Origin of the sequence: Streptomyces sp. NPDC006326, from assembly GCF_040612915.1 — a bacterium.
Lineage (GTDB): Bacteria > Actinomycetota > Actinomycetes > Streptomycetales > Streptomycetaceae > Streptomyces.
Window position 1 is genome coordinate 143,607 of sequence record NZ_JBEXRC010000001.1, and the last position, 12,425, is coordinate 156,031.

A 12,425-nucleotide genomic window follows, 5' to 3' on the forward strand; every position below is an offset into this window, starting at 1 on the left:
AAGCCTGCCCGGCCGACTTAACCGGGGTGTCCGCCGACTGTCACAGGCCTGTCACAGCGACCGTGGCGACATCCACCGCGCCCGACGGTCGAACTCCCAACGGCCGATGGGACAGAATGAGCCCGTGCCTTTCCTGTTGCTGATCGAGGACGACGACGCCATCCGCACGGCCCTCGAACTCTCCCTGTCCCGCCAGGGCCACCGTGTGGCCACCGCGGCGACGGGCGAGGACGGCCTGAAACTGCTGCGCGAGCAGCGGCCGGACCTGATCGTGCTCGACGTCATGCTGCCCGGGATCGACGGCTTCGAGGTGTGCCGGCGGATCCGCCGCACCGACCAGTTGCCGATCATCCTGCTCACCGCCCGCAGCGACGACATCGATGTCGTCGTCGGACTGGAGTCCGGCGCCGACGACTACGTCGTCAAGCCCGTCCAGGGCCGGGTGCTCGACGCCCGCATCCGTGCCGTGCTGCGCCGCGGCGAGCGGGAGGCCAGCGACTCCGCGGTCTTCGGGTCCCTGGTCATCGACCGGGCGGCGATGACCGTGACGAAGAACGGCGAGGACCTCCAGCTCACCCCGACGGAGCTGCGGCTGCTGCTGGAGCTCAGCCGCCGGCCCGGACAGGCGCTCTCCCGCCAGCAGCTGCTGCGGCTCGTCTGGGAGCACGACTACCTCGGCGACTCCCGGCTGGTGGACGCCTGCGTCCAGCGGCTGCGGGCCAAGGTGGAGGAAGTGCCCTCCTCGCCCACCCTGATCCGGACCGTCCGCGGAGTCGGCTACCGCCTGGACTCACCGCAGTGACCGCACCCCCGTTCGCGGGCCGGCGCTGGACCAGCCTGCGGCTGCGCCTCCTCGTCGTGTTCGCGCTCGTCGCCCTGACGGCCGCGGTCTCCGCCTCCGGCATCGCGTACTGGCTCAACCGCGAGGCCGTGCTGACCCGTACCCAGGACGCGGCCCTCGGCGACTTCCGCCAGGAGATGCAGAACCGGGCCGCGGCGCTGCCCGCCGACCCGACGGCCGAGGAACTGCAGCGCACCGCCGAACTGATGGCGGGCAGCAGCCCCGGCTACAGCGTGCTGCTGGTGCACGAGCGCAAGGACCACCGCCAGGTGTTCGGTGCGGCCGGGCCCGACTCCTTCGGGCTGGACGACGTGCCGAAGTCCCTCCAGCACGCGGTGAACGACCGGCAGAAGACCACGGCGGCGAACGACGCCGAGTACCACATGTACTGGCAGCGCACGAAGCCGCGCGGGAACCCGTACCTGGTGGGCGGCACGCGCATCGTGGGCGGCGGGCCGACCGGCTACATGTACAAGTCCCTCGCCCAGGAGCGGGACGACCTCAACGCGCTGGGCTGGTCGCTGACCATCGCCACCGGGCTCGCCCTGCTCGGCTCGGCGCTGCTGGCGCAGGCCGCCGCGCGGACCGTGCTCAAGCCCGTTCAGCGGCTGGGGGACGCGGCGCGCCGGCTCGGCGAGGGCGAGCTGGACCACCGGCTGGACGTGTCGGGGACGGACGAACTCGCGGACCTGTCCCGTACGTTCAACAAGACGGCCGAGGCGCTGGAGAAGAAGGTCGCCGACATGAGTGCGCGCGAGGAGGCGAGCCGGCGCTTCGTCGCCGACATGTCGCACGAGCTGCGCACGCCGCTGACGGCGCTGACGGCGGTCGCCGAGGTGCTGGAGGAGGAGGTCGAGGACCTCGATCCGATGATCGCACCGGCGGTCGGGCTGGTGGTCAGCGAGACCCGGCGGCTCAACGACCTGGTGGAGAACCTGATGGAGGTCACCCGCTTCGACGCGGGGACGGCCCGGCTGGTGCTGGACGACGTGGACGTCGCCGACCAGGTGACCGCGTGCATCGACGCGCGGGCCTGGCTCGACGCGGTCGAACTGGACGCCGACCGGGGCATCGTGGCGCGGCTCGACCCGCGGCGGCTCGACGTCATCCTCGCCAACCTGATCGGGAACGCCCTCAAGCACGGCGGCTCGCCGGTGCGGGTGTCGGTGCGGGTGGAGGACGAGTGGCTGGTGATCGCGGTCAAGGACAACGGGCCGGGTATCCCGCAGGAGGTGCTGCCGCACGTCTTCGACCGGTTCTACAAGGCCAGCGCCTCCCGGCCGAAGTCGGACGGCAGCGGGCTCGGCCTGTCGATCGCCATGGAGAACGCGCACATCCACGGCGGGGACATCACCGCCGCCAATGCTGCGGAGGGCGGCGCGCTGTTCACGCTGCGGCTGCCGGTGGACGTGGGGAAGGTGATCGCCGGTGATGCGGGCACGGACGCGTAAGGCCCTGCCTGGCGCGGTGCTGGTGGTGTTGCTGACGTCCGCTGTGACGTCGGGCTGCGGGATCCGGGCGACGACGGTGCCGGTGGACGTCGGCGCGGCGCCGTCACGGGTGTCGTGCGACGTCCCGGTCGAGCAGAACGGCGTCCAGGGCTTCCGGGCGACGGTTGAACTGGTGTGCGGCTCGCAGCTGGTGGGCGTCGAGCGCGTGGTGCCGATACCGGAGAAGAAGCCCACCAAGGATCCGGCGTCGCTGGCGGCCCAGGCGCTGCTGGAGGCGCTGGAGCGGGAGCCGTCGGCGGAGGAGCGGGACGCCGGCTTCTCGACCGGGGTGCCGGACGGCCTGGCGGTCGCCCCGGCGCGGACCGGTGACCCGGCGGGCACCATCCGGCTCAGCCGCAAACCGGAGGACCTGCCGCCGGTGGCGTTGTCGCAGATCGTGTGCACGCTGGCGGAGAGCGAGGCCGTCTCGGCGGGGCCGGGGCCGGTCGTGCTGGGCGGCCCGGACGCGGATCCGCCGCGGGCGTGGGAGTGCACCGAAGCGGTCCGCTCCCGCCCGGAATCGGTCGCCACGCTGGGCGACGTGGTGCTCCCCTCGGCGTCCCCTTCCTGACGCGCCGCCCACACGTCGGTAGGCGCCGCCTACACGGGTCCGTACGCGCCGCCCACACGGGTCCGTACGCGCCGCCCACACGGTCCGTCCCTGAGGCCCTCCTGCCGGCGTCCCCGTCGGCTTTCCCCTCCCGGGGGCGGGGGTGTGCGGGCGTAGGCGGGGCCAGGGGCACCAGCCGGTGACCCGGACCGGCCCCGGATGCGGGGTGGGGGTGGGCCGGGGGTGGGAACCTGCGAGGAGAGGGGGCCCGTGCGCCGGTGCGGGTGCGTGGGGGGTGCTGTCTTTCAACGCCGCCGGTGGTGCCCCTCTTGTCGCAGGTTCCGACCACTGGTCGGTCGGCTCCCGTTTCCGGGGCCGGTCCGGGCCGGGGGGGCATGGGGGTGCCGCCTGGCTGCTGGCCGCCCTCGGGTGGTGGCTGGCCCCCTCTTTTCGCAGGTTCCGACCACTGACCGGTCGGCTCCCGTTTCCGGGGCCGGTCCGGGCCGGGGGCCCGTTTGTGCTGCCCTGCTGTCGGCGCGGCCGGGCCCTGGGGGCGGTACGTCCCGACTCGGCCGTCTGTGCGGATTGGCCCCCGGGGGCGGGGGTGGTGGGCGCGTAGGCGGGGGCCAGGGGCACCAGCCGGTGACCGGGACCGGCCCCGGATGCGGGGTCGGGGTGGGTCGGGGGTGGGAACCTGCGAGGAGAGGGGGCCCGTGCGTCGGTGCGGGTGCGTGGGGGTTGCTGTCTGTCAACGCCGCCGGTGGTGCCCCTCTTGTCGCAGGTTCCGACCACTGATGGGTCGGCTCCCGTTTCCGGGGCCGGTCCGGGCCGGGGGCATGGGGGTGCCGCCTGCCTGCTGGCCGCCCTCGGGTGGTGGTTGGTCCCCTCTTTTCGCAGGTTCCGACCACTGACCGGCCGGTTCCCGCTTCCGGGGCCGGTCCGGGTCGGGGGGCGTGGGGGTGCTGTCCTGCCTGTTGCGCCGCCCTGGGGTGGTGGTTGGCCCCCTCTTTTCGCAGGTTCCGTCCACTGGTCGGTCGGCTCCCGTTTCCGGGGCCGGTCCGGGCCGGGTCAGGGGCGTGGGGGGTGCCGTCCCGCCTTCTCCGCCCCCCGGGGTAGTGGCTTGGCCCCCTCTGCTCGCCGGAGATGGCAGCGGCCCCCCGAGACGGGTCTCGGGGGGCCGTGGGGCCGGAGCCCGGGCTCCGGCCTTGCGCACCCGGCGGACGGAGCCCGGTGCGCAGGAGGGGAAGCGGCGGCGTCGGGGCCGTGCCGGACGGAGGGTCAGATGCCGGCTGCCGCCGCGAGGTCCTTCTTGATCGCGTCCAGGACCTCCTGGCCGCGGGTGCGGGCCGCCGCCAGGTCAGGGGCGTCCGCGACCGGCACCACGACCTCCAGGTAGCACTTCAGCTTCGGCTCCGTACCCGACGGCCGCACGATCACGCGGGCCGCGTAGTCGCCCTCCAGGTAGTACCGCAGGCCGTCCGTCGGCGGCAGGGACGGCGTCCCCCGCGTCAGGTCCTCCGCCGAGGACACCCGCAGGCCCGCCAGCGCCACCGGCGGCTGCGCCCGCAGCTGCGCCATCGCCGAGGCGATGACCGACAGGTCCGAGACGCGCACCGACAGCTGGTCCGTGGCGTGCAGGCCGTGCTCGATCGCCAGGTCGTCCAGCAGGTCGGTCAGGGTCCGGCCCTGCTCCTTGAGCTCCGACGCCAGCTCCGCCACCAGCAGGGCCGCGGTGATGCCGTCCTTGTCCCGGACGCCCTCCGGGTCCACGCAGTAGCCGAGCGCCTCCTCGTAGCCGTAGCGCAGGCCCTCCACCCGGGCGATCCACTTGAAGCCGGTGAGGGTCTCCTCGTACCCGAGGCCCGCGGCCTGCGCGATCCGGCCCAGGAGGGAGGACGAGACGATGGACTCGGCGAAGACGCCCCGCGCGCCCTTGTGCACCAGGTGGGCCGCCAGCAGCGCGCCGACCTCGTCGCCCCGCAGCATCCGCCAGCCGCCCGCCGCCGCGTCGGGTACGGCCACCGCGCAGCGGTCCGCGTCCGGGTCGTTCGCGATCACGACGTCCGGGCCAACCTCGGCGGCCTTGGCGAAGGCCAGGTCCATCGCACCCGGCTCCTCCGGGTTCGGGAAGGCCACCGTCGGGAAGGCCGGGTCCGGCTCGGCCTGCTCGGCGACCAGCACCGGCTCCGGGAAGCCGTGCCGGGCGAAGGCCGCCAGGACGACGTCCTTGCCGACGCCGTGCATGGCCGTGTAGACGGTCCGCACGCCCCGGGCGGAGCCGGGGGTCAGCACGGCGTCCGTACGGGCCAGGTAGGCCTCCAGGACCTCGTCGCCGAGCTGCTCCCAGCCGGACTCCGGCCGCGGCACCGACGCGAGGGTGCTCACGCGGGCGATCTCGGCCGCGATCTCCACGTCCGCGGGGGACACGATCTGCGAGCCGTCGCCGAGGTAGACCTTGTAGCCGTTGTCCCGCGGGGGGTTGTGGCTCGCGGTCACCTCGACGCCGGCGACGGCTCCCAGGTGCCGTATGGCGTACGCGAGGACGGGCGTCGGCAGGGGCCGGGGCAGGACGGCCGCACGGAGCCCGGCGCCGGTCATCACGGCGGCGGTGTCGCGGGCGAAGTCCGCCGACTTGTACCGCGCGTCGTAGCCGACGACGACCAGGCCGCCGGCGTGGCCCTGGGCCTTCAGGTAGGCCGCGAGGCCCGCCGCGGCACGGATGACCACCGAGCGGTTCATCCGCATCGGACCCGCGCCGATCTCGCCCCGCAGTCCGGCGGTGCCGAACTGGAGGGTGCCGGAGAAGCGGTCCGCGAGGGCGGCCGTGTCACCGGCCTCGATCAGCGCGGCCAGCTCCTGCGCCGTCTCCGGGTCGGGGTCCTCGGCCAGCCAGGCCTGGGCCCGTGCGATCAGGTCGTCCTGCACTTCCTGCACTACTTCCGCCTTACCTCTCGTACGGTCGCTCAGATACGGGCGAGAACCTGGGTCAGCAGCGTGCCCATGCGGGCGGCCGAGTCGCGGCCGGCCTGCAGCACCTCTTCGTGGTTCAGCGGCTCGCCGGACAGACCCGCCGCGAGGTTGGTGACCAGGGAGATGCCGAGCACCTCGGCGCCGGCCTCGCGGGCGGCGATGGCCTCCAGCACGGTGGACATGCCGACCAGGTCGGCGCCCATGACGCGGATCATGTTGATCTCGGCCGGGGTCTCGTAGTGCGGGCCGGGGAACTGCACGTACACGCCCTCTTCGAGGGTGGGGTCGATCTCCTTGCACATGGCGCGGAGCTTCGGCGAGTACAGGTCCGTCAGGTCCACGAAGTTCGCGCCGATGATCGGCGAGGCGGCCGTCAGGTTCAGGTGGTCGCTGATCAGGACCGGCTGGCCGGGCTTCATGCCCTCGCGCAGACCGCCGCAGCCGTTGGTCAGCACGACGGTCTTGCAGCCGGCGGCGACGGCGGTCCGCACACCGTGGGCGACGGCGGCGACGCCGCGGCCCTCGTAGTAGTGGGTCCGGCCGAGGAAGAGCAGCGCGCGCTTGTCGCCGATCTTGTACGAGCGGATCTTGCCGCCGTGGCCCTCGACGGCGGGGGGCGGGAAGCCGGGCAGCTCGGTCACGGGGAACTCGGCCTCGGGGGCGCCGAGCGCCTCTGCGGCAGGGGCCCAGCCGGAGCCCATGACGAGGGCGACATCGTGGGTCTCGGCGCCGGTCAGCTCACGCAGGCGGGCGGCCGCGGCGGCGGCGTCGGCGAAGGGGTCGGTAACAGATGCGTTCACGCTGACGAGCGTAACCGCTCTGAGCCTACGCGCGTAGATGGCGCAGCTCACGGTGTTCGGATCGTTGCCTTGTCGTTTCCGCCGAAACGTCCCCGATGGGCGGTGGGGCGCCTCGCGCGAGCGCGGCGAAGCCTCCGACGGGCCTCCGGTGTGCCTTCGGTGAAGCCCTCGGCGAGGACCTCAGCAGGGGCGCTTGCGGAGCTCCATCACGTAGTCGTGCGGGGCGCCCGCCGACTCGGCCGCGTCCGCGATCTCGCCGAGGTAGCGCGCCGAGGGCAGGCCGCCCTCGTAGCCGTTCAGCACGTAGCACCACGCGGCCTCTTCGCCGTCGAGGGTGTGCACGCGGATCCGCATCCGGCGGTAGATGTCGAGGCCGACGCCCTCCCACCGGTCCATGGAGTCCTCGTCCAGCGGCGCGATGTCGTACAGGGCGACGAAGACCTGGTGGCGCGGGGCCTCGACGACCGTCGCGAGGGCGCCCTCCCAGCCCATCTGCTCGCCGCCGAAGGTCAGCCGCCAGTCGTTGATCCAGCCCGTTCCGCGCAGCGGCGAATGCGGGGCGCGGCGCGTCATCAGCCGCGGGTCGAGGTTGCCGGCGTACGCGGCGTAGAGCGACATGAGGTCGAGGGTACGGGAGGGGCGGCGATGGCGGCGTGCCCCGGGGGTCCCCCCGGATGAAGTACGGCGGGCCGGACCGGGGGAGAAGCACCTTGAAGCGTGCGGGACAATGGAGCACGGAATGCATCCCCCGGGGAGACCCCCCGGAAGCCCCGGCCGGGGCGGCAGCCGGCCGGGTAGACGTGAGGCGGAGTTTTCGTGACCCGGATCGTGATCATCGGCGGCGGACCCGGCGGGTATGAGGCGGCCCTGGTAGGGGCCCAGCTCGGCGCGGAGGTGACTCTCGTCGACTGCGACGGCCTCGGTGGCGCCTCGGTCCTCACCGACTGCGTACCCTCCAAGACACTCATCGCGACCGCCGAGGTCATGACGACCTTCGACTCGTCGTACGAGGAGCTCGGCATCGTCGTCGCCGACGACACCCCGCCCCTGGAGCAGGCCGCGCGGGTCGTGGGCGTCGACCTCGGCAAGGTCAACCGGCGCGTCAAGCGCCTCGCGCTCGCCCAGTCGCACGACATCACCGCCTCCGTCACGCGGGCCGGTGCGCGCGTCGTGCGCGGCCGCGGCAAGCTCGGCGGCCCGCAGGGCATCGACGGCACGCGCGACGTCATCGTCACCGCCGCCGACGGCACCGAGACCATCCTCACCGCCGACGCCGTGCTGATCGCGACCGGCGGCCACCCGCGCGAGATCCCGGACGCGATGCCCGACGGGGAGCGCATCCTGAACTGGACGCAGGTCTACGACCTGGAGGAGCTCCCCGAGGAGCTGATCGTGGTCGGCTCCGGTGTCACCGGTGCCGAGTTCGCGGGCGCCTACCAGGCGCTCGGGTCCCGGGTCACGCTGGTGTCCTCCCGCGACCGCGTGCTGCCCGGTGAGGACCCGGACGCCGCCGCCGTCCTGGAGGACGTCTTCCGCCGCCGCGGCATGAACGTGATCGGGCGCTCCCGCGCCGAGTCCGCCAAGCGGGTGGGCGACCGGGTCGAGGTCACCCTCTCCGACGGCCGGGTCATCGGCGGCACGCACTGCCTGATGGCGGTCGGCGCGGTGCCCAACACCCAGGGCATGAACCTGGAGGAGTCCGGGGTCCGCCTGAAGGACTCCGGCCACATCTGGACCGACAAGGTCTCCCGTACGTCGGCGCCGGGCGTGTACGCGGCCGGCGACGTCACCGGGGTCTTCGCGCTCGCGTCCGTCGCCGCCATGCAGGGCCGCATCGCGATGTACCACTTCCTCGGCGACGCGGTGGCCCCGCTGAACCTGAAGACGGTCTCGTCGAACGTCTTCACCGACCCCGAGATCGCCACCGTCGGCTACACGCAGGCCGACGTGGACGCGGGCAAGATCGACGCCCGGGTGGTGAAGCTCCCGCTGCTGCGCAACCCGCGGGCCAAGATGCAGGGCATCCGGGACGGCTTCGTGAAGCTGTTCTGCCGTCCGGGCACGGGCATCGTGGTGGGCGGCGTGGTCGTGTCGCCGCGCGCCAGCGAGCTCATCCACCCCATCTCGATCGCCGTTGACAACAACCTGACGGTCGAGCAGATCGCAAACGCGTTCACCGTGTACCCCTCGCTGTCCGGTTCGATCGCCGAGGTGGCACGGCAGTTGCACACGCGGAAGGCGGGCGTCGAGGCGTAAGGGCGGCAACGCCCGCCTCCCACATGGGAGTTGGGGCGGGGTGCGGGGTGCGGGGGCCGGTGTTCACCTGACCGACGGGCCGCGTATACCACTACTCACCCCGCCTTATGGACAACTTCGGTATTCCGGTGCAAGGAGCTGAAAGCAGACGGTCGCCCGGGTTACTGTCAGTTTCGTGTTCGCTGCAGAACGTCGCCAATTGATTCTCGAAATGGTGCGGGCCAACGGAGCGGTGTCGCTCCGGGAGCTCGCCCGCGTCGTCCAGACCTCCGAAGTGACCGTACGGCGGGACGTGCGGGCACTGGAGGCAGAAGGACTCCTCGACCGCCGGCACGGCGGTGCGGTCTTGCCGGGCGGTTTCACGCGGGAGTCCGGGTTTCCGCAAAAGTCCCATCTCGCGACGGCGGAGAAGACCGCCATCGCCGATGTCGCGGCCGGCCTCGTCGAAGAAGGCGAGGCCGTCGTCGTCGGCGCGGGCACCACGACCCAGGAGCTGGCCCGTCGGCTCGCCCGGGTGCCCGGACTGACCGTCGTCACCAACTCCCTCCTGGTCGCGCAGGCACTGGCCCACGCCAACCGGGTGGAGGTCGTCATGACCGGCGGGACCCTGCGGGGCTCCAACTACGCGCTGGTCGGCAGCGGAGCCGAGCAGTCCCTCCAGGGGCTGCGGGTCTCGCGGGCCTTCCTCTCGGGGAGCGGTCTGACCGCCGAGCGCGGGCTGTCCACGTCCAACATGCTGTCCGCGAGCGTGGACCGCGCGCTGGTCCAGGCGGCGGCCGAGGTGGTGGTCCTGGCCGACCACACGAAGCTCGGCACCGACACCATGTTCCAGACCGTGCCGACGGACGTGATGACGCGGCTGGTCACGGACGAGCCGCCGGCGCACGACGACCGGGCCGCGACGGAGCTCCAGGCGCTGGCGGACCAGGGCGTGCAGATCACGGTGGCGGGGGCGGTGGCCTCCGGCGGCGGTGACGGCATGGTCGGACGCCGCCCACGCCGCGAGTCACCGCTGCCGGTGCAACGCCGCGGCGGCCCGACGGCGCAACTCCGCAGCGCCCCCGCCACCATGCTGGACCAGCCCCCCACGGACCGCCCCCGAGTGGCCGACCTCCGACGCCGCTGAGGCGGGGCGGGGGCGGGGGCGGCTTGACCTGACCTCCGGCCTGGGGGGTGGCCGGGCCGGTTGCCGGGTGGTGCCTGGCTGCCTGGTGGCCTGGCGTGCGCGGCTTGGTGGCCCGGCGTGTTGTCCGGCCGGTCTGTTGTGCCCGGCTCGACCGGTACGCCCGGCTGTCCGGCAGCCGGCGTGTGTCCTGGTTCGCCTGTTCGGCGGCTGCCCGTTGTGCCCGGCATGCCGAGGGCCCGACGGCCCGTTGTGCGGGGCCGGGTGCGTGCCCCGTCCGGAACGGGCGAGGCCCGGAACCCCCCTCGGGGGGCCCGGGCCTCGGAGGTGGGGCGGGGGTCAGTCCTTGATCTCGCAGATCGTCGCGCCCGACGTGAGGCTCGCGCCGACCTCCGCCGTCAGGCCCACGATCGTGCCCGTGCGGTGGGCGTTCAGGGGCTGTTCCATCTTCATGGCCTCCAGGACGACGACCAGGTCGCCCTCGTTGACCTGCTGGCCCTCCTCGACCGCGACCTTGACGATCGTGCCCTGCATCGGGGACGCCAGGGTGTCGCCGGAGGCGGCCGGGCCGGACTTCTTCGCCGCGCGGCGCTTCGGCTTCGCGCCGCCCGCCGCCGCCGTGCGGGCCAGGGTCATGCCCAGCGAGGACGGGAGGGAGACCTCCAGGCGCTTGCCGCCGACCTCGACGACCACCGTCTCGCGGCCCGGCTCCTCGTCGACGTCCTCGGCCGCGGGGGCCGAGAAGGCGGGGATCTCGTTGACGAACTCCGTCTCGATCCAGCGGGTGTGGACCGTGAACGGGGTGCCGTCCGTGGGGGCGAACGCCGGGTCGGTCACCACCGCGCGGTGGAACGGGATGGCCGTGGCCATGCCCTCGACCTCGAACTCGGCGAGCGCGCGCGCCGCGCGCTGCAGCGCCTGCTCGCGGGTGGCGCCGGTGACGATCAGCTTGGCCAGGAGCGAGTCCCAGGCCGGGCCGATGACCGAGCCGGACTCGACGCCCGCGTCCAGGCGGACGCCCGGGCCGCTCGGCGGGGCGAACTTCGTCACCGTGCCGGGGGCCGGGAGGAAGTTGCGGCCCGGGTCCTCGCCGTTGATGCGGAACTCGAACGAGTGACCCCGCATCGCCGGGTCGCCGTAGCCGAGCTCCTCGCCGTCGGCGATGCGGAACATCTCGCGCACCAGGTCGATGCCGGTGACCTCTTCGGTGACCGGGTGCTCGACCTGGAGACGGGTGTTGACCTCCAGGAAGGAGATCGTCCCGTCGGTGCCGACCAGGAACTCGACCGTGCCGGCGCCGACGTAGCCGGCCTCCTTCAGGATCGCCTTCGAGGCGGCGTACAGCTCCGCGTTCTGCGCCTCGGAGAGGAACGGCGCGGGCGCCTCCTCCACCAGCTTCTGGTGGCGGCGCTGGAGCGAGCAGTCACGGGTGGACACGACGACCACGTTGCCGTGGGTGTCGGCCAGGCACTGGGTCTCGACGTGGCGCGGCTTGTCGAGGTAGCGCTCGACGAAGCACTCGCCGCGCCCGAAGGCGGCGACGGCCTCGCGCACGGCGGAGTCGTAGAGCTCCGGCACCTCCTCCAGGGTGCGGGCGACCTTCAGGCCGCGGCCGCCACCGCCGAAGGCGGCCTTGATCGCGATCGGCAGGCCGTGCTCCTTGGCGAAGGCGACGACCTCCTCGGCCCCCGAGACCGGGTCCGGCGTACCGGCGACCAGCGGGGCGCCGGCGCGCTGCGCGATGTGCCGGGCGGCGACCTTGTCGCCGAGGTCCCGGATGGCCTGCGGCGGCGGGCCGATCCAGGTCAGGCCCGCGTCGATGACGGCCTGCGCGAAGTCGGCGTTCTCGGAGAGGAAGCCGTATCCGGGGTGGATGGCGTCCGCGCCGGAGTCGGCGGCGGCCTGCAGGACCTTGGAGATGTCCAGGTAGCTGGCGGCCGGGGTGTCACCGCCCAACGCGAAAGCTTCGTCGGCCGCGCGGACATGCAGAGCGTCCCGGTCCGGATCGGCGTAGACGGCTACGCTTGCGATTCCGGCATCCCGGCAGGCCCGAGCAACGCGGACAGCGATTTCGCCACGGTTGGCGATGAGCACCTTGCGCACGATGGCTCCCTCCTTGAAACAAGCTGAGTTTAGGGACAGCCCACACGGCCTTTCGACCCTTATCCAGAGGTGACCTTGCCCACACGGAGTGTGATTCGAGTCCACCTTGAGCCGGAAAGGCCTTGTGGTGCCCCAGGTCAGGGGGATCCCCGACTGCACAGTAACCCCGTGAGACATACGAGGTCTCTGTCCGCCGGGTCAGCCGCCCCGGGTGATTCTTTGTCGAGTCCCTACGAACGGCCCATGTTTTCTTTGCTTGATCGCCTTCCGCTCGGCGTGTCCCCGTAACGAT

Annotated in this window: 9 protein-coding genes; 5 read left to right on the forward strand and 4 right to left on the reverse strand. The window is 72.9% G+C overall.

What is annotated here, in order from left to right; all coding sequences use genetic code 11:
• Positions 1–124: 124 nt before the first annotated feature.
• The 3 genes from afsQ1 to ABZ128_RS00665 are packed head-to-tail and all read left to right on the forward strand — an operon-like array spanning position 125 to position 2,902.
• The gene (afsQ1, locus tag ABZ128_RS00655) at positions 125–802 is read left to right on the forward strand and encodes a two-component system response regulator AfsQ1 (RefSeq protein WP_180291024.1); all 678 of its coding nucleotides are present in this window, start codon (positions 125–127) and stop codon (positions 800–802) included.
• On the forward strand, positions 799–2,292 hold the full coding sequence (locus tag ABZ128_RS00660; protein ID WP_356845204.1) for a HAMP domain-containing sensor histidine kinase: 1,494 nt from the start codon (positions 799–801) through the stop codon (positions 2,290–2,292). Before afsQ1 ends, ABZ128_RS00660 begins: the two co-directional genes overlap by 4 nt.
• The gene (locus ABZ128_RS00665; protein ID WP_356845205.1) at positions 2,273–2,902 is read left to right on the forward strand and encodes a hypothetical protein; all 630 of its coding nucleotides are present in this window, start codon (positions 2,273–2,275) and stop codon (positions 2,900–2,902) included. The genes ABZ128_RS00660 and ABZ128_RS00665 overlap by 20 nt, the downstream gene beginning before the upstream one ends.
• Before the next feature lie 1,257 nt (positions 2,903–4,159).
• Here the strand turns inward: ABZ128_RS00665 and ABZ128_RS00670 are convergent.
• The 3 genes from ABZ128_RS00670 to ABZ128_RS00680 form a co-directional block, all read right to left on the reverse strand.
• A complete protein-coding gene (locus tag ABZ128_RS00670) occupies positions 4,160–5,806 on the reverse strand; it encodes a phospho-sugar mutase (RefSeq protein WP_356845457.1) in 1,647 nt (548 codons plus the stop codon).
• A gap of 38 nt (positions 5,807–5,844) precedes the next feature.
• Positions 5,845–6,651 carry a purine-nucleoside phosphorylase gene (locus ABZ128_RS00675; RefSeq protein ID WP_356845206.1) on the reverse strand — a complete coding sequence of 269 codons (807 nt, stop codon included), beginning with the start codon at positions 6,649–6,651 and terminating at the stop codon, positions 5,845–5,847.
• A 180-nt stretch (positions 6,652–6,831) separates the two neighbouring features.
• Positions 6,832–7,269, reverse strand: coding sequence for a gamma-glutamylcyclotransferase (locus ABZ128_RS00680; protein ID WP_356845208.1), 438 nt, complete (start codon positions 7,267–7,269; stop codon positions 6,832–6,834).
• A gap of 198 nt (positions 7,270–7,467) precedes the next feature.
• Between ABZ128_RS00680 and ABZ128_RS00685 the strand changes: the two genes are divergently transcribed.
• Both ABZ128_RS00685 and ABZ128_RS00690 read left to right on the forward strand, forming a co-directional pair.
• Positions 7,468–8,907, forward strand: coding sequence for an NAD(P)H-quinone dehydrogenase (locus ABZ128_RS00685; RefSeq protein ID WP_356845210.1), 1,440 nt, complete (start codon positions 7,468–7,470; stop codon positions 8,905–8,907).
• A 175-nt stretch (positions 8,908–9,082) separates the two neighbouring features.
• Complete coding sequence (locus ABZ128_RS00690; protein ID WP_356845212.1) at positions 9,083–10,033, forward strand: DeoR/GlpR family DNA-binding transcription regulator; 951 nt, start codon at positions 9,083–9,085, stop codon at positions 10,031–10,033.
• Positions 10,034–10,369: 336 nt separating this feature from the next.
• Here ABZ128_RS00690 and ABZ128_RS00695 read toward each other — a convergent pair whose 3' ends face one another.
• A complete protein-coding gene (locus ABZ128_RS00695; RefSeq protein ID WP_356845213.1) occupies positions 10,370–12,133 on the reverse strand; it encodes a biotin carboxylase N-terminal domain-containing protein in 1,764 nt (587 codons plus the stop codon).
• Positions 12,134–12,425: the final 292 nt, after the last annotated feature.

Excerpts from the sequence above, each read along its gene's own strand:
- ABZ128_RS00665 (WP_356845205.1), top strand. The coding sequence starts at position 2,273 with ATGCGGGCACGGACGCGTAAGGCCCTGCCTGGCGCGGTGCTGGTGGTG.
- ABZ128_RS00680 (WP_356845208.1), bottom strand. The coding sequence starts at position 7,269 with ATGTCGCTCTACGCCGCGTACGCCGGCAACCTCGACCCGCGGCTGATG.